The sequence below is a fragment of the Pseudomonas sp. SDT291_1_S447 genome (assembly GCF_054070155.1).
On record NZ_JBSVXS010000052.1, the window covers coordinates 1 to 23136 of the forward strand.

A 23136-nucleotide genomic window follows, 5' to 3' on the forward strand; every position below is an offset into this window, starting at 1 on the left:
AGCAATGATGTTGGCTGAATGACCGCTTTCGCGAGCAGGCTCGCTCCCACAGGGGATATGCGGTGATTCAGGGGTATTCGCTGCGGCAAAAAAATGCCCCGGCTCTTTCGAGGCGGGGCATCTTTTAGGGCGGCGTTAACTCAGCGATTGCGGGTCAGCAGCGCTGGTTTCTCGCCACGCGGGCGGCTTGGCAGTTGATCGAGCTGCTCAGGCGTCGGGAAGCGGTCGGCTTTCGATTCCTTGTGCATGATCTTCGGGCCGTTGCTGCGCGGGTTCTGCACGGCTGGCTCGCTGCGTGGCTGATCGTCACGGGCCGGACGGCGGTTGCGCGAAGACGAAGCGGAATCGTCGCGACGACCCGACTGACCATCACGCGGTGCGCCGTTGCGCGGGCCACCGCTGCGTTTGGCTGGCGGGGTGCCGGTGCTCGAGCCGTTGCTGTTGCGCGGACCGTTCTGACGACCCTGCGACTGACCGCCGCGTGGTGCGCCCGAACCTGCGCCAGCACCTTGAGCCGGTGCGCCTGGACGACGGCCGCGACCGCCAGCCGGGGCAGGCTTGGGCACGTAGTCAACGCGGTTGCCGAAGTTATCCACATCGTCGTCGAGGAACTCGTCCGGTGCACGATCAGCCGCCGCACGTGGCGGTTGGCTCGGGCGCTGTTCGCGGGCTGGAGTGCCTTCGCGCGGCTTCTGCTGACGGGCAGGACGCTCGCCACGTTCACCGGCCGGTTTTTCCTTGCCCTTGTCCTTGCCTTTGTCTTTACGACCGCCGCCACCGCCGCCGCCATTCGGCCCGTCGCCGCGTGGGCCACGTGGATTGCGCGGGTTGCGCACGTCCGGACGCTCACGCACTTCCGGCTTCTCGGCTTCAATGGTGCTCGAATCGAAGCCCATCAGGTCGCCGTCGGCGATTTTCTGCTTGGTCATGCGTTCGATGCTTTTCAGCAGTTTTTCTTCGTCCGGCGCGACCAGCGAAATCGCCTCGCCCGAACGACCGGCACGGCCAGTACGGCCGATACGGTGCACGTAATCTTCATCGACGTTCGGCAGTTCGAAGTTGACCACGTGTGGCAACTGATCGATGTCCAGACCGCGTGCGGCGATGTCGGTGGCAACAAGGATGCGCACCTGGTTGGCCTTGAAGTCGGCCAGCGCTTTGGTGCGCGCGTTTTGGCTCTTGTTACCGTGGATCGCCACAGCCGGCAGGCCGTGCTTGTCCAGGTACTCGGCCAGACGGTTGGCGCCGTGCTTGGTGCGGGTGAACACCAGCACCTGTTCCCAGGCGCCAGCGGTGATCAGGTGCGCCAGCAGTGCACGCTTGTGGCTGGCCGGCAGACGGAAGACGCGTTGTTCGATGCGCTCGACCGTGGTGTTCGGCGGCGTGACTTCGATGCGTTCCGGGTTGTGCAGCAGCTTGCCGGCGAGGTCGGTGATGTCCTTGGAGAACGTCGCCGAGAACAGCAGGTTCTGACGCTTGGACGGCAGGCGCGCGAGGACTTTCTTCACGTCGTGCACAAAACCCATGTCGAGCATGCGGTCGGCTTCGTCGAGGACGAGGATTTCCACGTGGGACAGATCAACGCTGCCCTGGCCGCACAGATCGAGCAAACGACCCGGGCAGGCAACGAGCACGTCGACGCCACGGGACATGGCCTGAACCTGCGGGTTCATGCCGACACCGCCGAAGATGCACGCGCTGACGAATTTCAGGTCACGGGCGTAGATCTTGAAGCTCTCGTGAACCTGGGCCGCGAGTTCGCGGGTCGGGGTCAGGACCAGTACGCGCGGTTGGCGCGGGCCATGACGCTGGGATTTGTCCGGGTGACCGTTGGGGAACAACCGCTCCAGGATCGGAAGGGCGAAACCGCCGGTTTTACCGGTACCTGTCTGTGCCGCAACCATCAGGTCGCGACCTTGCAACACGGCGGGAATAGCCCGCTGTTGCACCGGAGTAGGCTCGGTATAGCCCGCATCTTCGATGGCGCGGACTAAAGCCTCGGAGAGACCGAGGGAAGCAAAGGACATGAGTAATCCTGTTTTAGTTAGGGCTTGGCCCAATGGGAGTCTTGCCTGGCGCGAATGGCGTTTAAGAGGACGCAATCCCGTCCGGTCCTGCTGCGGTTCCGAAGGCACGTCTGGAGCGCTCGCGCGGGCTGCAAAGCTGCGCTGTAGCGGGTCGAGAGGCCTGTTACGGTTCCGGGCGTCCGGGCGTGAGCCTGGCGGGAACGCCGGAGTATAACAGAGCAATCACTGCGCGCTGCTTTCCTGCTGCTCAACGGTTTTGCTGGTGGCCGTGGCTGAGTTCAGTGAAGGGCTACCGGCGGGTGCGGCGCCGTAGCGTGCGCTCAGCTCGGCGTAAGCCGGTTCGCGCTTGAATCGCTTGAGCTCGGCGCCAAACCGCTGCACCAGTAAATCCATGCCGGCATTGCGCCGAACCGCGAGAAACTGGCTCTGACGGCTAATAACGGTAGGGTTTTCAGTGATCTGATCGCGAATATTCAGCTCATCGAGCAAATGCTGACCGACGCGGCGATCAGTGATCAGCAAATCGATTCGGCCACGCACCAGTTTGCCGAAGTTGGCTTCGTGGGTCGGGGCCGGCTCACGGGTAAACAATGTTGATTCGCTGAAGTCGGGGCTATACAGATAACCCGGCGAAGTGCCGATGGTCAGGCCTTTGAGTTCTTCGAGTTTGCTGAACGGGTGCGGCCGGTCGTTGGCGTAGAACATCACGAACTCGACGTCCGACAGCGGCTCGCTTGGGTAGAGCAGGGTGGCGTCGCGCTCAGCGCTGTGGAAGATATCCAGAGCTCCATCGGCCTGCCCGGTTTCAAGCATCGACAGACAGCGCTTCCACGGCAGGAATTGCCATTCGACTTCTATGCCCAGCCGTTTGAAGACGATGGCTGTGGTTTCGTAATCCAGTCCGAGGTTCTTACCGTTCTCTTCATAGACGTAAGGCGCCCATGGCTCGGTGACAATACGCAGTTTCTCGCCTCGAGCGGCGAAGCTCAGGCAAGCAAAAACCAGCACGGCGAATAACTGCGTGATCAAAGGCATGGCTTGAGATTACGACGAGAAACGCGAAAGAGCCAGAAAGTGCCGGCACAAGCTCTGTTTCGGGGCTTTAAAAGCAAAAGATCGCAGCCTTCGGCAGCTCCTGCACGGGATACGAAATCTCAATGTAGGAGCTGTCGAAGGCTGCGATCTCTTGATCTTGCTTGTCACTTTCAGCTTGAAGCTTGCCGCTGCTTCAACGCGGCAACTTCAGGTTATTCCAGATCGCCAGACTAGGCTCAGCCTGGTTCATGGAATAGAAATGCAGCCCCGGTGCGCCGCCCTGCAACAGGCGTTCGCACATCTCGCTGACGACTTGCTCACCAAAGCGCTGAATGCTTTGTGTGTCATCGCCGTAGGCTTCCAGTTGCTTGCGGATCCAGCGCGGGATTTCCGCACCGCAGGCATCGGAGAAGCGCGCGAGTTTGCTGTAGTTGGTGATCGGCATGATCCCCGGCACGATCGGCAGATCGACACCCTGCGCCTGCAAACGGTCGACAAAGTAGAAGTAGCTGTCGGCGTTGAAGAAGTACTGGGTGATCGCGCTGTCGGCGCCGGCGCGAGCCTTGCGCACGAAGTTGGCCAGATCGTCTTCGTAGTTGCGTGCTTGCGGATGCATCTCCGGGTAAGCGGCAACTTCGATGTGGAAATGGTCACCGGTTTCTTCACGAATGAATTCAACCAGCTCATTGGCGTGACGCAGCTCGCCGCTGGTCATGCCCATGCCGGACGGTAGGTCACCACGCAGGGCAACGATGCGCTTGATGCCGGCCGCCTTGTACTCGTTCAGCAGGCCGCGCAGGTCGTCCTTGCTGTCGCCGACGCACGACAGGTGCGGTGCGGCCGGTACTTTGACTTCGCTTTCCAGTTGCAGAACGGTGTTGAGGGTGCGATCACGGGTCGAACCACCAGCGCCATAGGTGCAGGAAAAGAAGTCGGGGTTGTAAGTGGCCAGCTGACGCGCAGTGGCGAGCAGTTTTTCATGCCCAGCATCGGTCTTGGTCGGGAAGAACTCGAAGCTGTAGCGACGGTCTTGGGACATCGGAGGGGACCTCCAGCTACAAGCGGCAAGCTTCAAGCTGCAAGAGAAGCGGAGGTGCGCTTGTCTCTTGTGCCTGGAGCCTGCTGCCTGACACTGTTTTGAAATAGGGGCAGAGCCTCACGCTTTGCACGGCAAGTCCGGCTTTTGACCTCGCTTGCCGCTTGAAGCTTAAAGCTCGCAGCTGCTCTTATCTTAGTAGCGGTAAGCGTGCGGCTTGAACGGGCCTTCGACGGTCACGCCGATGTAGTCAGCCTGTTGCTTGGTCAGTTGAGTAACCACGCCGCCGAAGCCGCGAACCATTTCCAGGGCCACTTCTTCGTCGAGTTTCTTCGGCAGTACTTCAACGGTCAGGCGCTCGGCTTTCTGGGCTGGCGACAGGTCGGCGTACTTCTGGCCGAACAGGAAGATCTGCGCCAGAACCTGGTTGGCGAACGAACCGTCCATGATGCGGCTCGGGTGACCAGTGGCGTTACCCAGGTTAACCAGACGGCCTTCGGCCAGCAGGATCAGGTAGTCGTCGTTCTGAGCGTCGAAAGCGCCCGGGCCGGTACGGTGGATCTTGTGTACCTGCGGCTTCACTTCTTCCCATGCCCAGTTCTTGCGCATGAAAGCGGTGTCGATTTCGTTGTCGAAGTGACCGATGTTGCAGACAACAGCGCGCTTCTTCAGAGCTTTGAGCATGTTCGCGTCGCAAACGTTGACGTTACCGGTAGTGGTCACGATCAGGTCGATCTTGCCCAGCAGCGCTTTGTCGATGCTTGCTTCGGTGCCGTCGTTGATACCGTCGATGAACGGCGAAACCAGTTCGAAACCGTCCATGCACGCTTGCATGGCGCAGATCGGGTCAACTTCGGAGACTTTAACGATCATGCCTTCCTGACGCAGGGACTGAGCCGAACCCTTGCCCACGTCACCGTAACCGATGACCAGCGCTTGCTTGCCGGACAGCAGGTGGTCGGTACCACGCTTGATCGCGTCGTTCAGGCTGTGACGGCAGCCGTACTTGTTGTCGTTCTTGGACTTGGTCACCGAGTCGTTGACGTTGATGGCCGGGATTTTCAGCTCGCCCTTGGCCAGCATGTCCAGCAGACGGTGTACGCCGGTGGTGGTTTCTTCGGTCACGCCGTGAACGCGATCCAGTACTTGTGGGTACTTGTCGTGCAGCAGCTGGGTCAGGTCGCCGCCGTCGTCGAGGATCATGTTGGCGTCCCATGGCTGGCCATCCTTCAGGATGGTTTGTTCCAGGCACCACTCATACTCTTCTTCAGTTTCGCCTTTCCAGGCGAAAACCGGGATACCGGCAGCAGCGATAGCGGCAGCAGCCTGATCCTGAGTCGAGAAAATGTTGCACGACGACCAGCGTACTTCGGCACCCAGGGCAACCAGGGTTTCGATCAGCACGGCAGTCTGAATGGTCATGTGGATGCAGCCGAGGATCTTGGCGCCTTTCAACGGCTGTTCGCCGGAGTACTTGCGACGCAGACCCATCAGAGCCGGCATTTCCGATTCGGCGATGATGGTTTCGCGACGGCCCCAGGCAGCCAGGGACATGTCGGCAACTTTGTAATCGTTAAAATCTGCAGGCGTGATAACAGCGCTCATGAAGAGCCTCCATTCGTAATGTATGCGAATGGGCGCCGTTGTGCGTTTAGTGTCCAGCCTAAGGCCGGTCAACGCCCCATCCGAGCCTGACAGGTTGAACCTGCTGCAGCGCCCCTCGGACAGGTGGCGGGAAAACGGTATCAATTGAAGATGACCGTTTTGAAACGGTGGCGATTATAGCCGTCTAGACTGATCTTCCAAAGGGTTTCTGTCGGCCAGATGAAGATCGTTAATGACGACCATAGTCGAAGCCGCATGGAGCCTGACCGCTCAGTCTGCCAAGATACCGTCCATCGTTCGGCAAGACACTCAGGAGTGAAGATGAATTTCCACACCCGCAAATGGGTAAAACCCGAAGACCTCAACCCCAACGGCACCCTGTTCGGCGGCAGCCTGCTGCGCTGGATCGACGAGGAAGCGGCAATTTACGCCATCGTGCAGTTGGGCAATCAGCGCGTGGTGACCAAGTACATTTCCGAAATCAACTTCGTCAGCGCCTCGCGCCAGGGCGACATCATCGAACTGGGCATCACCGCCACCGAGTTCGGCCGCACCTCGATCACCCTGACTTGTGAAGTGCGCAACAAGATCACTCGCAAGAGCATTCTGACCGTTGAGAAGATGGTATTTGTGAACCTCGGTGAAGACGGCTTGCCGGCACCGCATGGCCGCACTGAAATCAAATATGTGAAAGATCAGTTCCAGGAAGATGAGTTGGTCACCAAATAACATCGGCGGTGCTTTCTTCGCGAGCAAGCTCACTCCCACATAGATCACGCTGTACCTGTGGGAGCGAGCTTGCTCGCGAATGCGGCTGTTCAGTCAGCGAAGAATCATCTGCCCACTGAACAGCCATGAACCGCCGGGGTCGTAGGTAAACACCACCCCCACGGTTCCCACGCCATGACCACTCCCACCGACGGCAAGACCCCCGACCTCTCGGCCAAAGAACAGCACGAAGTCGAGAAAAACCAGCCGCCCCGCGCGGCCGTTCTGCACGAAATCATCCGCTCTCAAGGCGATCAGGAACTGGAGCGCAGCATTGCCGCACTCTGGTGGTCGGCGCTGGCGGCAGGGCTGACCATGGGCCTGTCACTGATGGGCATGGGCCTGCTCAATTCGCGCCTGCCCGAGGGCGATGAATTCAAAGTGATCGCCAGCTTCGGCTACTGCGCAGGTTTCCTCGCGGTGATCCTCGCCCGTCAGCAACTGTTCACCGAAAACACCCTGACCGCCGTGCTGCCGGTCATGACCAAGCCGACCCTGCAAAACTTCGGCCGGCTGATCCGCCTGTGGACGGTGGTGCTCGTCGGCAACCTGTGCGGCACGATTCTGGTCGCGTACGTGATGCTCGAACTACCGATTTTCGACAGCAAGACCGACGTTGCCTTCCTTGAAATCGGCCGCAAGGTCATGGAAAACCACGCCAGCCAGATGTTCGCCAAAGGCATCGTGTCTGGCTGGATGATCGCCACCATGGTCTGGATGATTCCGTCCATGGAGAGCGCGAAGATGTGGATCATTATCCTCATCACCTACCTGATGGCGCTCGGCGACTTCACTCACATCGTGGTGGGTTCGGCCGAGGTGTCGTATCTGGTGTTCGCCGGCGAGTTGCCGTGGAGTGATTTCTGGATGGTCTTCGCAGGTCCCACGCTGGCGGGGAACATCATTGGCGGCAGCTTTATCTTTGCGCTGATCAGCCATGCGCAGATCCGCAGTGAGAGCGGGGCGCCGAAGGAAACGGCGGATCAGGCCGAGAAACCTGATCCGCAGCAGATCAAAAAATGATCAGTGGTGAGCGGGTTCGCTGGTGGTCGCGGGCTCGTTGCGAGTCGCGTGTTTGACCAGTTTGCCGATGGTCAGACCCTGCAACAGGATCGACGACAGCACCACGATGTAAGTGATGCTGAGCAGCAGATCGCGCTCCGGGCCCAGCGGCAGGGCCAGCGCCAGCGCCACCGAGACACCGCCGCGCAAACCACCCCAGGTCAAAATCCGGATGGTGCCGGCCGGCACTGTCCGCCAGCGGCGCAGCAGCAGAATCGCCGGGGCCACGGTGAGCAGGCGCGAGAGCAGAATCGCCACCGCCAGCAAACCTGCCGCTGCCATGTGCAGCCAGTTGAATGGCAGCAGCAACAGTTCCATACCGATCAGCGCGAACAGCAGCGCGTTGAGCATGTCATCGAGCAATTCCCAGAAACCGTCCAGATAACGGCGGGTCATGTCGTTCATCGCCAGATTGCGCCCGACGTTGCCGATGATCAGACCGGCCACCACCATCGCGATCGGTGCCGAAACATGAATCTCGGTGGCCATCGCCGAACCACCAATGACCAGCGCCAAGGTCAGCATCACAGTGATCTGATGCTGCTCGACGCTTTTGATCATCCGATAGACCAGGTAACCGATCAGACCGCCAAACAGCACGCCGCCGATGGCTTCATGAACAAACAACATCGCCGTGGCGCTGACGGTCGGGGTTTCGCCGAGTTGGGCGATGCCCAGCAATACGGTGAACACCACAACAGCTGTGCCGTCGTTGAACAGCGACTCGCCGACGATGGTGGTTTTCAGCGGCTTCGAGGCGTTGGCGGTACGCAGCACACCGAGCACCGCAATCGGGTCGGTCGGCGAAATCAGCGCGCCGAACAGCAGGCAATACAAGAAGCTCACGTGCCAGCCGAACAGGGCAAAAATGTAATAGGCGAGGCTGCCGATCACCGTGGTGGCAATCAACACACCGAAGGTCGCCAGCAGGCCGATGGGCCAGCGGTAGCTGCGCAGATCATTGAGGTTGACGTGCAGGGCGCCGGCGAACAGCAGGAACGACAGCATCCAGTTCATCAGCAGATCGCCGAAGTCGATCTGGCCGATCAGTTGCTGCACGCGTTCTTCGAGACCGGGGTAACCGAGCACGCTCAGGCCTTGCAGGATCAGCGAGAACAGCAGAGCGGTGACCATCACGCCGATGGTCGGCGGCAGGCCGATGAAGCGGAAGTTGACGAAAGTCAGGAGGGTGGTGAGGCAGATGAAAGCGGCGACAAGTTCAAGCATCCGGGGTCCTTTGGATGAGGGTGGAAAGATAGCGCACCGAATCGTTGGTGCAGGGGTTGGATGGGTTGAGTCAGGATCGGGACACAGTTGATGGTGTGATGAGATCAAGAGCCCCCTCACCCCAGCCCTCTCCCTTAGGGAGAGGGGGAAAGGGAGCAGATCTTCAAGTCTTTCAGGGCCTGAGTTCGGCTCGAAATTTCAGGTCGATGTAACTCGAACACTCAACACGGTCAGTCCCCTCTCCCACTGGGAGAGGGCTAGGGTGAGGGCTCTTGCAGGCTAAACCCGATTAGCCGGACACATTGACCGCAGCCGCTTCACGACGTTGCAGATAGATAAAGAAAAGTGCCGTCAGCACCGTCAGCACGCCGACCAGTGCCCCGGTCCACGGCAAATCCGCCAGATCTGCACCACTGGCAACCACCAACCCGCCGATCCACGCACCCGCGGCATTACCGAGGTTGAAAGCGCTCTGGTTCAACGTCGAACCGAGGTTCGGCGCTTCATGGGCCTGATCGATGATCAGCAATTGCAGAATCGGGCACAGCGCAAAAGCGGAAATCCCCCACAGCACCAAGGTGATCGCCGCCGGCACCACCGAACGGCTGGTCTGGCTGAACGCCGCCAGAATCACCACCACCGCCAGGGCCACACCGACCAGCGACGGCAACAAACGGCTATCAGCCAGACGCCCACCGAGCATGCTGCCACCGGTCAAACCGACGCCGAACAACAGCAACATCACCGTCACTCCATGCGGGCTGACGCCGGTGATGTCCTGCAGGATCGGCGCGATGTAGGTGAACACGCTGAACAGGCTGGTCGAGGCCAGCACGCTCATGCCCAGTGCCAGCAGGACGTTGACCTTGCCCAGCACCTTGAATTCGCTGGCGAGGTTGGCCTTGTCCATGGGGATGTGTTTCGGCAGCCACAGCCACTGCGCCAAGGCTGCGATTAAGCCGATCACCGACACCGCCCAGAAGGTCGAACGCCAGCCGGCGTATTGCCCGAGCGCTGTGCCCAATGGCACGCCGAGGACGTTGGCCAATGTCAGGCCGGTGAACATCATCGCAATGGCTTGGGCACGTTTGTTCGGCGCGACCAGTCCGGCGGCGACCACCGAGCCAATGCCAAAGAACGCGCCGTGACAGAGGGCGGTGACAACGCGAGCGGCCATCAGCGTCGCGTAGTTCGGCGCCAGGGCGCAGAGCACGTTGCCAAGGATGAACATCAGCGTCATGCCCAGCAATGTCGCTTTGCGCGGCATGTTCGCGGTGCCGATCGCCAGGATCGGCGCGCCGAACACCACGCCCAGCGCGTATCCGGTGATCAGCAGACCCGCGTGAGGAATGCTCACAGCGAGGTCGCGGGCAACATCGGGCAGCAGGCCCATGATGACGAATTCAGTGGTGCCGATGCCGAATGCGGCAACAGCGAGGGCAAGCAAGGCGAGTGGCATGCGCAAGGTCTCTGTCGGTAGTCTTGACGCTTTGATCAGGCATACGCAGGCCGACGACCGCTTTCGAAAAGAGGCGGTGCAGGCAAGAGTTATTGGAATTTTTCTGTGCGCAACTGAGTGCGGCGTGGTCGCTTGCAGTATAAACAGCTGCTGACACATCGCGAATCAATAATCTGACTATTCGACGATTCACTGTAGGGGCTGCCGCAGGCTCGGGCCGCGTTCGGACGATCTTTTGATCTTGCTGTTAAAAATCAGAATCAAAAGATCGCAGCCTGCGGCAGCTCCTACATGGGGACTCATAAAAATAAGGGGTAAGACGTGCTGGCGACGGGGTTGGTATTGATGGCGGCGCTGTTGCATGCGACGTGGAATACGTTAATCAAGTTCAGCGCCGAGCGGCTGCTGGTGGTGGCGTGCATGGACACTGTGGCGCTGCTGGTCGTGGCCATCGCGTTGCCATTCGTGAGCTTGCCGCCCATGGAAATCTGGCCGTGGATTCTGGCTTCGGCAGCTTTTGAGCTGCTGTATCGCTACCTGCTGATTCAGGCGTATCGGGTCGGCGATCTCGGCTTGGTCTATCCACTGATGCGCGGTTTGTCGCCGCTGGTAGTGCTGGCGCTGACCTTGATCTTCGCCGGTGAAGTGCTCACCACCCAGCAGATTTTCGGCATCATGCTGATCCCGTTGGGCATGGTTTGTCTGTTGTGGCAGGGCGGTGGCGGCAAGCATTTGCCATGGTCGATGCTGCCGGTGGTGGCGCTGATCGGCCTGTGTATCGGTTGCTACACCTACATCGATGGCCAAGCGTTGCGGCGCTGGTCGCATCCGCTCGATTACCTGGTCTGGGTCACGCTGCTCAGCGCCTGGCCGTTTCCGTTGCTGGCGTGGGTCGCCAAGCGTCCGGCGTTCATGCAGTTCTGGCGTGAGCAATGGAAGCTGGGGCTGGCGGTGGGCTTCTGCGTATTGGCCAGCTACGCTCTGGTGCTGTGGGCGATGCAATTGGGCTCGATTGCAGAGGCGGCGGCATTGCGTGAAATCAGCGTGATTCTGGTGGTGCTGTTCGGCATGCGCTACCTCAAAGAACCTTTTGGCCGGCCGCGGCTCTTAGCCTGTGGGCTGGTGCTGATCGGCATGCTGGTAATGAAGTTCTGACCGCTCGCGAATTCTATAACTCGAAAAAAGGACGGCGTTATGACGGTGGCTCTGTGGTGTGTGTTGATTGCGATTTTTCTGCCGTATATCTGCACGGGCGTGGCAAAAGCCGTGGGCGGCTACCGGCTGAGTGACAACCACGATCCGCGTGATTTTCTTGAAAGCCTCAACGGTGTGGCCCGTCGGGCGCACGCGGCGCAACTGAACAGCTTTGAAGTGACCCCGGCGTTTGCCGCGGCGGTGATCGTCGCGCACCTGGTAGGGACGGCCGAGCTGGTGACGGTCAATGTGCTGGCGGTGCTGTTTATCACCAGTCGCCTGCTGTACATCATCTGCTACCTGGCGGACTGGGCGATCTTGCGGTCGCTGGTGTGGTTTGTGGGGATGGGGCTGATTGCTTCGTTCTTCTTTGTTTCGGTCTGATTATTTTACTGGTGTTGCTGATGGCCTCATCGCGAGCAGGCTCACTCCTACATTTTGGAATGCGTTCCCCTGTAGGAGTGAGCCTGCTCGCGATAGCTATCTGATTACCTCAGCAGATTCCAAGGCTTACTTCTTCTCTGTATCAGCCACCTGCGGCACTTGCGGCAACGCGGCACCTTTTGGCCAGAGCATCCAGATCTGCCCCTGCTGCTTCATGTCCCCGGCCAGTTGCCCGGCCGCATCACCGGTACCCCAGAACAGATCCGCGCGAACCTCGCCGGCAATCGCGCCGCCGGTATCCTGCGCCGCCACCGGGCGGACCAGTGCAGTGCCATCCGGTTTTGTGGTTGATAGCCACAACAGACTGCCCAACGGAATCACCTTGCGGTCCACCGCCGCGCTGTAGCCGGCAGTCAACGGTACGTTCAGCGAACCGCGCGGGCCTTCGTTGCTGTCCGGATTGCGGGTGAAGAACACATAGCTCGGGTTGCTGCCAAGCAGTTCGGGGATGCGCGACGGATTGGCCTTGGCCCAGTTGCTGATCGCGTTCATGGTCACGTCTTCTTTCTTCAGCTCACCTTGCTCGACCAGCCAGCGGCCGATTGGGCGGTACGGGTGGCCGTTCTGATCGGCGTAGGCGATGCGCAGCTGTTTGCCGTCCTCGGTCTGAACGCGTCCGGAGCCTTGAATTTGCAGGAATTGCAGATTCATCGGGTCGGTCAGGTAGGCCACCACGGGGGCCTTCACACCTTTGGATTCGATGGTTGCTGCGTCGTCGTAAGGTTTGAGCACTCGGCCTTCGAGGCGACCGCGCAGGCGTTTGCCTTTGAGTTCGGGATAAATGCTGTCGAGCGAGACGATGATCATGTCTTCCGGCACGCCATACACCGGCACGTTGGCCACGTCGGTGGGCGTCAGGCTGCCGGGGTAGACTGGCTCGTAGTAGCCGGTGATCAAACCGTTGGGGTTATCGTTTTCAGCGCGCAGGCCGTAGACATCGAGATTCTGTTTGAGGAACGCACGAATCTCTTCGGCGCTCTGCGGCACATTGGCTGCTGCTGCACAGGTTGTGCCCCAGACCGCATCAGCCTTGAGTCGGGTGCAGGCGCTGCGCCACGAACCGAAACCGGCGACCAGATCGCTATCGGACACTGCTGGCAAGGCCTCCCAAGTGGCGCTGGAATAAGTGGCCAGTGCATGGGTTTTTGGCTTTGCGGTGTCACCACCGGTGCAGCCAGCGAGGATCGCCAACAGTGGAAGCGTCACGATCAGCGGGTGACGCCAGGCCTTGAGACGGCTATTCATGGAGTAATTCCTGTGCCGGTTGCCCGAGTGCTCCATGCGTTCGAACAACCCGTATTTTAATAGGGCTATTGGTGTTTGGTGGTGACGCGAGGATACTGGCCGCCGAATTCCGTGACCTGAAGCCACCATGACTCTTAAAAGCATTTCTGTTGTATTGCTGGCCTGTCTGACCTTGTCCGCCTGTGGCGGTGTCGATCCGAATTCTCCGTTGGGCCAACGCAAAACGATCTTCAAGCAAATGCTCAAAACCGGCGAAGACCTGGGCGGCATGTTGCGTGGGCGTATTCCGTTCGACGGGCCGAAGTTCGCCGACGGCGCGGTCAAGCTCGATGCGTTGTCCCATGAACCGTGGAAGCATTTTCCGCAGGTTCGCGAAGAAGATCACACCAGCGCCAAGGACGATGTCTGGCAGAAGCAGGCGCAGTTTCAGGAAATGGCCCGCACCCTGGAAGCCGCCACCGGTGAATTGGTGGTCGCCAGTCAGGTTCAGCCGTACAAGGCCAGCAATCTCGGGCCGGCGGTGCAGAAAGTTGAAGATGCCTGCAGCGCTTGCCATAAACAGTTTCGCGATCATTGATTTCTGTAGCTGAACTGACGCCTTCGCGAGCAGGCTCGCTCCCACATTAGACGGTGTTCACCTAGACAACCCGGTCAACTGTGGGAGCGAGCCGGCTCCGGGCGGCGATCCGACGAAGAGGGCATCAAGTCCACCGCATTACTTATCACTTATCGATTTCGTCCAGCGCATCCTGCAGTTCTTTGCGCGACTCGGCCAGTTTGTCTTTGCGCTTGTTGATCTTCTCCGGGTCGCCTTTCTTCATCGCTTTGTCGAGATCGGCCTGGCGCTGGCTCACTTCGTGTTTGGCTTCGAGCACCTTGTTTTCGCGCTCTTTCTTCAGGCCGGCGTCGGTGCAGTGTTCGGTCACTTCACGCAAGGCCGTTTCCAGGCCTGCCTGCTGATCGGCGTTGCCGCGCGACTTGGCCTGTTCGATCTGATTCATGATGCCCTGCTTTTTGGCGGCGCAACCGGTCAGGCCCGGGGCGTCTTCGTCGGCCATGACAGGGGCGGCCATCACGCCGCAAAGGGTCAGCATGGCGAGCGGTGCGAGAAATTTCATAAAAGCTCCATGTGCAAAGGCAATCGGGTCAGGGCGGCACTGCGCTGTTGGAGCGCCTCAGTGACCGATGGGTTCCCGGCGCGCCGGGATTGCGTAGTCAGAAACCGTCGATTCCGGCGGCATGTAGGGTTTCGCTCAAGGCCAGTACCTGCGGATCGCGAAAGAATGCGCTTAATTGCGCTGCGCGTCCCGGGCCGATACCGGCTTCGGCCTGCCATTGTTCGGTGTCGCGTTGTGCCAGCGCCTGCCACGAATCAGGCAGTTGTGCCTGACCGGTTGGCGGCAAGCCCAAGGCTTTGAGCCATTGGGCGAACGGCCGCTGGCGAGCGCTGTGAAAGCTGTTCATCAGGCGTTCGCTGCTGCGTTCGCCGAAGCCGGCAATGTTAGCAAGCTCCGGCCCCTCGAGGGTCAACCAATCCAGCAGGTTGTTCACGCGGCCTGTTTCGAAAAGTTTCTCCCAAGTGCCACGACCGACATGTTGCAGCGCCAGCCCTTGTTTGCCACTGAGCCAGGTCAGGCGCGCGAGAAACTGGCTTTCGCAGCCGGGCGTGGGATGCCAGCAACTCAATGCGTGGAAGTCGTCGGCGTTGGGGATGTTGAGGTCTGTGCGTTCTGCGGCGCGCAGCACCACGCTGTCGAGCCGTGGAATGGTCAGGCCGGCGAGGCTGATTGCCACTTGGTCGCCGGGGCGGATATCCAGGTCTTGCCAGCGTTTGAAGGAACTGGCGCTGACCCGTTTGATTTCCCGGTCATCGAGCATGACGGGTTTGAGTTCGAGTACTGGCGTGATACGCCCGGTGCGACCGATCTTGAAGTTGACCTTGCGCACTTCGGCCAGCGCTTGAGCAAAAGGATACTTCCACGCAACTGCCCAATACGGAGCGCGAGCCTGCCAGCGTTCGGCGGGTGGTCGTTGGCTCTGGCGCAGTACCACGCCGTCAGTGGCAAAGGGCAGGGGTGAGCGATACCAGTGATCGCGCCATTTCTGTGCTGCAGCAAAGTCGGCGACAGGATGACTGTACGGTTCAATCGTGGCGAAACCCAGCGTCGCCAACGTGGCTATTCGCTCGGGCAATTGCGCTGGGCCTTGTGGCCAGTCCCAGACGAACAGTCCGATACCGGAGGCTTGCTCGGCATCCAGGGTTTTGCGTCCCATCAGGCCCGCGACGGTGGAGCGAGCGTTAACGCTGCCGGATCGAGCTTGCACGTGCTCGTTCAAGCGCCAGTAGAGTTCACCCTGCACCAGCAGATCCAATGGTTGGGACAGGCGTTGAGGAATAGCGCCGATCTTCTGCGCTGATGGCGTCCAGTCTTGCCCGTGAACCCCGTCACCGCGACTGATGGCCTGATGCAAAACGCCGGCACGGTAAATCAGCGTCACTGCGACGCCGTCGACTTTGGGTTGTATCCAGACGTCCTTGCGATCACGTAGCCAGGCCCCCACGGCCTCATCTTTGTGGATTTTATCCAGACCGGTATGGGCGATGGGGTGCGCGTTTGAGCCTGAAACTGTGCGCAAAGGATCGAGTGGCGAGGGCACTTTGAAACACGCTCGCCACTCGTTCAGTTGCGCAAGGGATTGGTCGTAGAGCTCATCGGCAATCAGTGAGCGGCCTTCGCGGTGGTAGGCGTCGTCCCATTGGTTGATCTGGTTTTGCAGGGTAGCGATTTCGCGTTGGGCGTGTGCAGCAGGCCAGTTTGGGCAGGTGGCTTGCGCGCTGAATGTTGCGGGCATCAGCAGGAAAATAAATAACAGGCGCAGCGTGGCAAGCATCGTGAGCGTCCTTGCTCAGGGGGAATGTTTGAAGGTTAGGCGAAGATATTTACTCCGCCGGATGGGTGTTTTACGGCTTGTTTCTGTGCAGTGAAAACAGCCCCTCACCCTAACCCTCTCCCGGAAGGAGAGGGGACTGACCGAGTGGTTTGCTGGATATGCATCGACCTGAACGTTCTGAGTTGAACTCCCGGTTTCAGGCATGAAAAAGCCCCGCACGGCGCGAACCGTGCGGGGCTTTTTTGTACCGCCGGGGAAGTCTTACAGACCAGCAGCAGAACGCAGGGCGTCGGCGCGGTCGGTTTTTTCCCAGGTGAACGTGGTGAAGGTGTCTTCGCCAACAGTCTTGGTCTCTGGCGTGCGACCGAAGTGGCCGTACGCTGCAGTTTCCTGGTACATCGGGTGCAGCAGATCGAGCATGGTGGTGATTGCGTATGGACGCAGGTCGAACACTTCACGCACCAGTTTGACGATCTTGTCATCGCTGATCTTGCCGGTGCCGAAGGTGTTCAGCGAGATCGAAGTAGGCTGAGCCACGCCGATCGCGTAGGAAACCTGAATCTCGCAACGCTCGGCCAGGCCGGCCGCGACGATGTTCTTGGCAACATAACGGCCAGCGTACGCAGCCGAACGGTCAACCTTCGATGGATCCTTACCGGAGAACGCGCCGCCGCCGTGACGGGCCATGCCGCCGTAGCTGTCGACGATGATCTTGCGACCGGTCAGACCGCAGTCACCTACCGGGCCGCCAATGATGAACTGGCCGGTCGGGTTGATGTGGAACTGGGTGTCTTTGCTCAGCAGTTCGGCAGGCAGCACGTGCTTGACGATCAGCTCCATCACGCCTTCGCGCAGGTCTTTGTACGACACTTCAGGGTTGTGCTGGGTCGACAGAACAACAGCGTCGATACCGACAACCTTGCCGCCTTCGTAACGGCAAGTCACTTGCGACTTGGCGTCCGGACGCAGCCAAGGCAGCAGACCCGATTTACGGGCTTCGGCTTGGCGCTGCACCAACTGGTGCGAGAAGGTGATCGGGGCTGGCATCAAAACGTCGGTTTCGTTGCTGGCGTAGCCGAACATCAGGCCCTGGTCGCCGGCGCCCTGATCTTCAGGCTTGGCACGGTCAACACCCTGGTTGATGTCCGGGGATTGCTTGCCGATGATGTTCATCACGCCGCAGGTCGCGCCGTCGAAGCCGACGTCGGAGCTGTTATAGCCGATGTCGAGAATCACGTTACGCACGATCTCTTCCAGATCGACCCAGGCGCTGGTGGTCACTTCACCGGCAACGATTGCCACGCCAGTCTTGACCAGGGTTTCCACGGCAACGCGTGCGTGTTTGTCCTGGGTAATGATGGCGTCCAGCACCGCATCGGAAATCTGGTCGGCGATTTTGTCCGGATGTCCTTCGGACACGGACTCGGAGGTGAAGAGGGAGTATTCGCTCATCTCGATGTTTTCCTGAATTTACCGATGGTGAGTGTCGCCAGCCGGTCGCTGAAAGTGGCGGACCTGGATCTGGAAACCATTACGTAAGCCTACATAGAGGCTTTCCCCGGGAACGAGTCCCGCAGCGGTGGCCCAACGGGCCAAATCGTCCTGTTCAAACCCCAACCACAGATCACCGCAGGCCTCCCTGGCCCAACTCTGGTTGTGGCTACATAACTCTGTCACGAGCAGACTACCGCCCGGTTGCAGCAGGTCGGCCATGTGCTTGAGCGCATCGGCCGGCGCGGCGAAATGGTGCAACACCATGTTCAACACTACGCAATCGGCCTGAAGGCTTGTGCCATTCAATGCATCGGCCAATTGCAGGCTGACGTTAGCCAGCTGTTCACGAACGCATACCTGACGCGCCAGTTCGAGCATCGCCGGGCTGTTGTCCAGCGCGGTTACGGTGCCGAAGCGACGCGCCAGTTCCGGCAGAAAAGCACCATCGCCGGGGCCGACTTCAATGGCCGTGGCAGCGCCATCGAAGTTCAGTTTGTCGAGCAGGGCCAGCACGCTGTCACGGTACTGCGGCAAGCCTGCAATCAAGTCTTGCTGGGCGCGAAATTTCTCCGCGACCCGGGCGAAAAAGTCCTGGCTGGCGGCGGCACGTTGGCCGTGAACCTGCTCGATGCGCGCTTGCACATCGTCAGGCAGATCCAGATTGTCGACTTCTTCTAACAATGCCGCGTGCAATTTGCCGCCGAGCAATTCGGTGTGGGGCAGGGCTCGGCGATAAAAGATCGCGTTGCCTTCGCGGCGCGTTGCCACCAGATCAGCCTGCGCCAACACTTTAAGGTGATGGCTCATGCCGGACTGGCCAATGCCGAAAATCTGCGCCAGTTCCAGAACACCGAACGAATCGTTGGCCAGTGCGCGCAGTACATTCAGGCGCAGCGGATCGCCGCCGGCCTTGCACAGGGCCGCCAGCTCGTCGCAATCGTCATGGCGAATGGAAGGCACGCGTAAATTCATAGGGCCGCAGTCTAGAGACGGGGGGAATTCATCGCAAGGCCAATATCAAAAAGTTTTGATATTGCTCGATCAATGGCGCTTTTTATTGCACTTCTCACCCACCGGTTAACTCTACAAACGAGTAGCGGAAAGGTTTCACCAACAGAAAGCGCCGCTATCCATTGGAAAAACGCCCCCCGATGACTATCTGTCATTGCCCCGAGGCGCCCCGGTGAGGGAAAATGCCCTCCTTTTTTCCGTTTCGACTTACCAGAACCCAGGAGATCAGCGATGCCTAGCCGTCGTGAGCGTGCCAACGCCATTCGTGCCCTCAGCATGGATGCCGTGCAAAAAGCCAACAGCGGCCATCCCGGTGCCCCTATGGGTATGGCAGATATCGCCGAAGTGCTTTGGCGCGACTACCTCAAGCACAATCCGAGCAATCCATCGTTCGCCGACCGTGACCGCTTCGTGCTGTCCAACGGCCATGGCTCGATGTTGATCTACTCGCTGCTGCACCTGACCGGTTACGACCTGTCGATCGACGACCTCAAGCAATTCCGTCAACTGCACAGCCGTACGCCGGGCCACCCGGAATTCGGTTACACCCCGGGCGTTGAAACCACCACTGGCCCACTGGGTCAGGGTCTGGCCAACGCCGTCGGTTTCGCCCTGGCTGAAAAAGTCCTGGCCGCGCAGTTCAACCGTCCAAACCACAACATCGTTGACCACCACACCTACGTGTTTCTGGGTGATGGCTGCATGATGGAAGGCATTTCCCACGAAGTTGCTTCCCTGGCCGGTACTCTGGGTCTGGGCAAGCTGATCGCGTTCTACGATGACAACGGCATCTCCATCGACGGCGAAGTCGAAGGCTGGTTCACCGATGACACCCCGAAGCGTTTCGAAGCCTACAACTGGCAAGTGATCCGCAACGTTGACGGTCACGATCCGGAAGAGATCAAGACTGCCATCGAAACTGCGCGCAAGAGCCCGCTGCCGACGCTGATCTGCTGCAAGACCACCATCGGTTTCGGCTCGCCGAACAAGCAGGGCAAAGAAGACTGCCACGGCGCTCCACTGGGTGACGCAGAAATCGCCCTGACCCGTCAGGCGCTGAACTGGAACCACGGCCCGTTCGAAATCCCGGCCGACATCTATGCCGAGTGGGATGCCAAGGAAAAAGGTCGCGCGGCCGAAGCCGAGTGGGATCAGCGTTTCGCTGCTTACTCCGCTGCGTTCCCGACTGAAGCCAACGAACTGGTACGTCGCCTGAGCGGTGAGCTGCCGGCCGATTTCTCCGAAAAAGCTTCGGCTTACATCGCTGAAGTCGCGGCCAAAGGCGAAACCATCGCCAGCCGTAAAGCCAGCCAGAACACCCTGAACGCGTTCGGTCCGCTGCTGCCGGAACTGCTCGGCGGCTCCGCTGACCTGGCCGGTTCCAACCTGACCCTGTGGAAAGGTTGCAAAGGCGTCAGCGCTGAAGATGCCAGCGGTAACTACATGTACTACGGCGTGCGCGAATTCGGCATGACCGCAATCATGAACGGCGTGACCTTGCACGGCGGCCTGGTGCCTTACGGCGCGACCTTCCTGATGTTCATGGAATATGCGCGCAACGCCGTGCGCATGTCGGCGCTGATGAAGAAGCAAGTGATCCACGTCTACACCCACGACTCCATCGGTCTGGGCGAAGACGGCCCGACGCACCAGCCGATCGAGCAACTGACCAGCCTGCGCACTACCCCTAACCTCGACACCTGGCGTCCAGCCGATGCCGTTGAATCGGCCGTGGCCTGGAAAAACGCTCTGGAGCGCAAGGACGGCCCATCGGCGCTGATCTTCTCGCGTCAGAACCTGCAACACCAGGAACGTGATGCCGGCCAGATTGCCGACATCAGCCGTGGCGGTTACGTGCTGAAGGACTGCGCAGGCGAGCCTGAGCTGATCCTGATCGCCACCGGTTCGGAAGTCGGTCTGGCGGTTCAGGCCTTCGACAAGCTGACCGAGCAGGGCCGCAAAGTGCGCGTGGTTTCGATGCCTTGCACCAGCGTGTTCGATGCTCAGGACGCTGGCTACAAGCAAGCCGTGCTGCCGTTGCAGGTCAGCGCACGTATCGCGATCGAAGCGGCTCACGCTGACTTCTGGTTCAAGTACGTGGGTCTGGAAGGTCGCGTGATCGGCATGACCACTTACGGCGAATCGGCTCCGGCTTCGGCACTGTTCGAAGAATTCGGCTTCACCCTGGAAAACATCCTGGGTCAGGCTGAAGAGCTGCTGGAAGACTAAGCAGTACGAATGCGGTGGCCCCGGTCACCGCGTTCCCCTGTAGGAGCTGCCGGAGGCTGCGATCTTTTGATCTTGATCTAAAAGCAGGATCAAAAGATCGCAGCCTTCGGCAGCTCCTACATGGGGTTATGTTGTCAGCGAACACTATTGAGAACCCCATGCCTCAACCGCGTCCTTACAAAGTTGCACTCAACGGCTACGGCCGGATTGGTCGTTGCGTCTTGCGTGCGTTGTTTGAGCGAGGCGAGAAAGCCGGGTTTGAAATTGTCGCGATCAACGATCTGGCGGACATGGCCAGCATCGAATACCTGACACGCTTCGACTCCACCCACGGCCGTTTTCCGGGCGAGGTGCGAGTAGAAGGCGACTGTCTGCATATTAATGGCGACTGCGTGAAGGTCCTGCGCAGTGCCACCCCCGAAGGCATCGATTGGGCGTCACTCGGCGTCGATCTGGTGCTCGAATGCTCCGGTGCCTATAACACCCGTGCCGACGGCCAGCGCTTTCTCGACGCCGGCGCGCCACGCGTGTTGTTCTCGCAGCCGATGGCCAGCGAGGCGGATGTTGACGCCACCATCGTTTACGGCGTCAATCAGGACTGCCTGACCGGCGACGAACTGCTGGTGTCCAACGCCTCCTGCACCACCAACTGCGGCGTGCCGTTGTTACGCCTGCTCGACAAGGCCATCGGCCTCGATTACGTGTCGATCACCACGATTCACTCGGCGATGAACGATCAGCCAGTGATCGACGCTTATCACCACGAAGACCTGCGCCGCACCCGTTCGGCGTTCCAGTCGGTGATCCCGGTGTCCACTGGTCTGGCGCGTGGCATCGAGCGCCTGCTGCCGGAACTTGCCGGGCGAATTCAGGCCAAAGCCGTACGCGTGCCGACGGTCAACGTGTCCTGCCTCGACATCACGATGCAGACCGCCACCGCGACCGACGCTAATGAGGTCAACCGGATCCTGCGCGAAGCCGCCACCAATGGCCCGCTCAAAGGCTTGCTGGCCTACACCGAGCTGCCGCACGCCAGTTGTGATTTCAACCATGACCCACATTCGGCCATCGTCGATGCCAGTCAGACCCGTGTTTCCGGCCCGAAGCTGGTGAACATCCTGGCCTGGTTCGACAACGAGTGGGGTTTTGCCAACCGAATGCTGGACGTTGCAGAACACTATCTGCAAACAGCAACTTCAAAAAAACCGTAGGAAGTGCGACCCATGACCGTGTTGAAGATGTCCGACCTCGATCTGCAAGGTAAGCGCGTATTGATCCGCGAAGACCTCAACGTCCCAGTCAAGGACGGTGTTGTCACCAGCGATGCGCGTATCCTGGCTTCGCTGCCGACCATCAAGCTGGCTCTGGAAAAAGGCGCGGCGGTGATGGTCTGCTCGCACCTTGGCCGTCCGACCGAAGGCGAGTTCTCCGCCGAGAACAGCCTCAAGCCAGTCGCTGACTACCTGAGCAAAGCGCTGGGTCGTGAAGTGCCGCTGGTGGCTGATTACCTCGGCGGCGTTGACGTCAAGGCCGGCGACATCGTGCTGTTCGAAAACGTGCGCTTCAACAAAGGCGAGAAAAAGAACGCTGACGAACTGGCCCAGCAATACGCGGCCCTGTGCGACGTGTTCGTAATGGACGCTTTCGGCACCGCTCACCGCGCCGAAGGTTCGACCCACGGCGTCGCCAAGTTCGCCAAGGTCGCTGCCGCTGGTCCACTGCTGGCCGCTGAACTGGACGCACTGGGCAAAGCCCTCGGTGCTCCGGCACAACCAATGGCGGCTATCGTTGCCGGCTCCAAGGTGTCGACCAAACTCGACGTGCTGAACAGCCTGAGCCAGATCTGCGATCAGTTGATCGTCGGCGGCGGCATCGCCAACACCTTCCTCGCGGCGGCCGGTCACCCGGTGGGCAAGTCGCTGTACGAACCAGACCTGCTCGACACCGCCCGCGCCATCGCCGCCAAAGTCAGCGTGCCGCTGCCGGTTGACGTGGTGGTTGCCAAGGAATTCGCCGAAACCGCAGAAGCCACCGTCAAGCTGATCGCTGACGTTGCTGCTGACGACATGATTCTGGACATCGGCCCGCAAACCGCGGCCAACTTCGCCGAACTGCTGAAGTCGTCGAAAACCATTCTGTGGAACGGCCCGGTCGGCGTGTTCGAATTCGACCAGTTCGGCAACGGCACCAAAGTACTGGCGCAAGCCATCGCTGAAAGCTCGGCATTCTCCATCGCTGGCGGTGGCGACACCCTGGCCGCGATCGATAAATATGGCGTGGCTGAGCAAATCTCCTACATTTCCACCGGTGGTGGCGCGTTCCTCGAATTCGTCGAAGGCAAAGTGCTGCCAGCCGTTGAAGTCCTGGAAAGCCGGGCCAAGGCCTGAGGCCGCCCGTTTGGCCAGGCA

Annotated in this window: 19 protein-coding genes and 1 riboswitch; of the genes, 8 read left to right on the top strand and 11 right to left on the bottom strand. The window is 59.9% G+C overall.

The window, feature by feature from the left end; genetic code table 11:
- Window positions 1-140: 140 nt before the first annotated feature.
- The 4 genes from ACW9IR_RS17040 to ahcY form a co-directional block, all read right to left on the bottom strand.
- Window positions 141-2027, bottom strand: a complete 1887-nt coding sequence (locus tag ACW9IR_RS17040; protein WP_034153634.1) for a DEAD/DEAH box helicase — start codon at window positions 2025-2027, stop codon at window positions 141-143.
- Window positions 2028-2249: 222 nt separating this feature from the next.
- The gene (locus tag ACW9IR_RS17045; RefSeq protein ID WP_457464317.1) at window positions 2250-3062 is read right to left on the bottom strand and encodes a substrate-binding periplasmic protein; all 813 of its coding nucleotides are present in this window, start codon (window positions 3060-3062) and stop codon (window positions 2250-2252) included.
- Window positions 3063-3255: 193 nt separating this feature from the next.
- Window positions 3256-4101, bottom strand: coding sequence for a methylenetetrahydrofolate reductase [NAD(P)H] (gene metF / locus ACW9IR_RS17050; RefSeq protein WP_064388104.1), 846 nt, complete (start codon window positions 4099-4101; stop codon window positions 3256-3258).
- Window positions 4102-4293: 192 nt separating this feature from the next.
- Entirely contained in the window at window positions 4294-5703 is a 1410-nt protein-coding gene (gene ahcY, locus ACW9IR_RS17055; RefSeq protein WP_457464319.1) for an adenosylhomocysteinase, read from the bottom strand.
- A gap of 23 nt (window positions 5704-5726) precedes the next feature.
- Window positions 5727-5826: riboswitch (S-adenosyl-L-homocysteine riboswitch) on the bottom strand.
- A 198-nt stretch (window positions 5827-6024) separates the two neighbouring features.
- Here ahcY and ACW9IR_RS17060 point away from each other — a divergent pair.
- Both ACW9IR_RS17060 and ACW9IR_RS17065 read left to right on the top strand, forming a co-directional pair.
- Complete coding sequence (locus ACW9IR_RS17060; protein ID WP_016984776.1) at window positions 6025-6432, top strand: acyl-CoA thioesterase; 408 nt, start codon at window positions 6025-6027, stop codon at window positions 6430-6432.
- 174 nt (window positions 6433-6606) lie between these two features.
- Window positions 6607-7494, top strand: a complete 888-nt coding sequence (locus ACW9IR_RS17065) for a formate/nitrite transporter family protein (RefSeq protein WP_110718013.1) — start codon at window positions 6607-6609, stop codon at window positions 7492-7494.
- Here the strand turns inward: ACW9IR_RS17065 and ACW9IR_RS17070 are convergent, their stop codons facing one another.
- Window positions 7495-8760 carry a cation:proton antiporter gene (locus tag ACW9IR_RS17070; RefSeq protein WP_110718012.1) on the bottom strand — a complete coding sequence of 422 codons (1266 nt, stop codon included), beginning with the start codon at window positions 8758-8760 and terminating at the stop codon, window positions 7495-7497.
- A 289-nt stretch (window positions 8761-9049) separates the two neighbouring features.
- Entirely contained in the window at window positions 9050-10219 is a 1170-nt protein-coding gene (locus ACW9IR_RS17075; protein WP_457464322.1) for an MFS transporter, read from the bottom strand.
- A 321-nt stretch (window positions 10220-10540) separates the two neighbouring features.
- Between ACW9IR_RS17075 and ACW9IR_RS17080 the strand changes: the two genes are divergently transcribed.
- Window positions 10541-11374: an EamA family transporter gene (locus tag ACW9IR_RS17080; protein ID WP_110718010.1), complete on the top strand. Its 834-nt coding sequence runs from the start codon at window positions 10541-10543 to the stop codon at window positions 11372-11374.
- 39 nt (window positions 11375-11413) lie between these two features.
- Window positions 11414-11797, top strand: coding sequence for an MAPEG family protein (locus ACW9IR_RS17085; protein ID WP_457464324.1), 384 nt, complete (start codon window positions 11414-11416; stop codon window positions 11795-11797).
- Window positions 11798-11923: 126 nt separating this feature from the next.
- On the opposite strand, the gene mltA is transcribed toward ACW9IR_RS17085, so the two are convergent.
- A complete protein-coding gene (mltA, locus tag ACW9IR_RS17090; protein WP_110718009.1) occupies window positions 11924-13102 on the bottom strand; it encodes a murein transglycosylase A in 1179 nt (392 codons plus the stop codon).
- 127 nt (window positions 13103-13229) lie between these two features.
- On the opposite strand from mltA, the gene ACW9IR_RS17095 reads away from it, so the two are divergent.
- On the top strand, window positions 13230-13679 hold the full coding sequence (locus tag ACW9IR_RS17095; protein WP_457464326.1) for a c-type cytochrome: 450 nt from the start codon (window positions 13230-13232) through the stop codon (window positions 13677-13679).
- A gap of 145 nt (window positions 13680-13824) precedes the next feature.
- On the opposite strand, the gene ACW9IR_RS17100 is transcribed toward ACW9IR_RS17095, so the two are convergent.
- From ACW9IR_RS17100 to ACW9IR_RS17115, 4 genes are all read right to left on the bottom strand, one after another.
- Window positions 13825-14220, bottom strand: a complete 396-nt coding sequence (locus ACW9IR_RS17100) for a DUF1090 domain-containing protein (protein ID WP_095121460.1) — start codon at window positions 14218-14220, stop codon at window positions 13825-13827.
- A gap of 97 nt (window positions 14221-14317) precedes the next feature.
- A complete protein-coding gene (gene ligB / locus ACW9IR_RS17105) occupies window positions 14318-15994 on the bottom strand; it encodes an NAD-dependent DNA ligase LigB (protein ID WP_457464328.1) in 1677 nt (558 codons plus the stop codon).
- A gap of 261 nt (window positions 15995-16255) precedes the next feature.
- A complete protein-coding gene (metK, locus tag ACW9IR_RS17110; RefSeq protein WP_016987231.1) occupies window positions 16256-17446 on the bottom strand; it encodes a methionine adenosyltransferase in 1191 nt (396 codons plus the stop codon).
- Between the two features lie 18 nt (window positions 17447-17464).
- Window positions 17465-18460: an ArsR/SmtB family transcription factor gene (locus tag ACW9IR_RS17115; RefSeq protein ID WP_102901300.1), complete on the bottom strand. Its 996-nt coding sequence runs from the start codon at window positions 18458-18460 to the stop codon at window positions 17465-17467.
- A gap of 270 nt (window positions 18461-18730) precedes the next feature.
- Here ACW9IR_RS17115 and tkt point away from each other — a divergent pair, with 270 nt between their 5' ends.
- The 3 genes from tkt to ACW9IR_RS17130 all read left to right on the top strand — a co-directional run bounded on the left by tkt (window position 18731) and on the right by ACW9IR_RS17130 (window position 23115).
- On the top strand, window positions 18731-20728 hold the full coding sequence (gene tkt / locus ACW9IR_RS17120) for a transketolase (protein ID WP_150729909.1): 1998 nt from the start codon (window positions 18731-18733) through the stop codon (window positions 20726-20728).
- A 158-nt stretch (window positions 20729-20886) separates the two neighbouring features.
- A complete protein-coding gene (epd, locus tag ACW9IR_RS17125; RefSeq protein WP_122596545.1) occupies window positions 20887-21939 on the top strand; it encodes an erythrose-4-phosphate dehydrogenase in 1053 nt (350 codons plus the stop codon).
- Between the two features lie 12 nt (window positions 21940-21951).
- Window positions 21952-23115 carry a phosphoglycerate kinase gene (locus tag ACW9IR_RS17130; protein WP_007913753.1) on the top strand — a complete coding sequence of 388 codons (1164 nt, stop codon included), beginning with the start codon at window positions 21952-21954 and terminating at the stop codon, window positions 23113-23115.
- Window positions 23116-23136 lie beyond the last annotated feature (21 nt).

Bases quoted from the DNA above. Each gene is read 5' to 3' on its own strand.
- ACW9IR_RS17040 (WP_034153634.1), bottom strand. From the start codon at position 2,027: ATGTCCTTTGCTTCCCTCGGTCTCTCCGAGGCTTTAGTCCGCGCCATC.
- ACW9IR_RS17045 (WP_457464317.1), bottom strand. From the start codon at position 3,062: ATGCCTTTGATCACGCAGTTATTCGCCGTGCTGGTTTTTGCTTGCCTG.
- metF (WP_064388104.1), bottom strand. From the start codon at position 4,101: ATGTCCCAAGACCGTCGCTACAGCTTCGAGTTCTTCCCGACCAAGACC.
- ahcY (WP_457464319.1), bottom strand. From the start codon at position 5,703: ATGAGCGCTGTTATCACGCCTGCAGATTTTAACGATTACAAAGTTGCC.
- ACW9IR_RS17060 (WP_016984776.1), top strand. From the start codon at position 6,025: ATGAATTTCCACACCCGCAAATGGGTAAAACCCGAAGACCTCAACCCC.
- ACW9IR_RS17065 (WP_110718013.1), top strand. From the start codon at position 6,607: ATGACCACTCCCACCGACGGCAAGACCCCCGACCTCTCGGCCAAAGAA.
- ACW9IR_RS17070 (WP_110718012.1), bottom strand. From the start codon at position 8,760: ATGCTTGAACTTGTCGCCGCTTTCATCTGCCTCACCACCCTCCTGACT.
- ACW9IR_RS17075 (WP_457464322.1), bottom strand. From the start codon at position 10,219: ATGCCACTCGCCTTGCTTGCCCTCGCTGTTGCCGCATTCGGCATCGGC.
- ACW9IR_RS17085 (WP_457464324.1), top strand. From the start codon at position 11,414: ATGACGGTGGCTCTGTGGTGTGTGTTGATTGCGATTTTTCTGCCGTAT.
- mltA (WP_110718009.1), bottom strand. From the start codon at position 13,102: ATGAATAGCCGTCTCAAGGCCTGGCGTCACCCGCTGATCGTGACGCTT.
- ACW9IR_RS17095 (WP_457464326.1), top strand. From the start codon at position 13,230: ATGACTCTTAAAAGCATTTCTGTTGTATTGCTGGCCTGTCTGACCTTG.
- ACW9IR_RS17100 (WP_095121460.1), bottom strand. From the start codon at position 14,220: ATGAAATTTCTCGCACCGCTCGCCATGCTGACCCTTTGCGGCGTGATG.
- ligB (WP_457464328.1), bottom strand. From the start codon at position 15,994: ATGCTTGCCACGCTGCGCCTGTTATTTATTTTCCTGCTGATGCCCGCA.
- metK (WP_016987231.1), bottom strand. From the start codon at position 17,446: ATGAGCGAATACTCCCTCTTCACCTCCGAGTCCGTGTCCGAAGGACAT.
- ACW9IR_RS17115 (WP_102901300.1), bottom strand. From the start codon at position 18,460: ATGAATTTACGCGTGCCTTCCATTCGCCATGACGATTGCGACGAGCTG.
- tkt (WP_150729909.1), top strand. From the start codon at position 18,731: ATGCCTAGCCGTCGTGAGCGTGCCAACGCCATTCGTGCCCTCAGCATG.
- epd (WP_122596545.1), top strand. From the start codon at position 20,887: ATGCCTCAACCGCGTCCTTACAAAGTTGCACTCAACGGCTACGGCCGG.
- ACW9IR_RS17130 (WP_007913753.1), top strand. From the start codon at position 21,952: ATGACCGTGTTGAAGATGTCCGACCTCGATCTGCAAGGTAAGCGCGTA.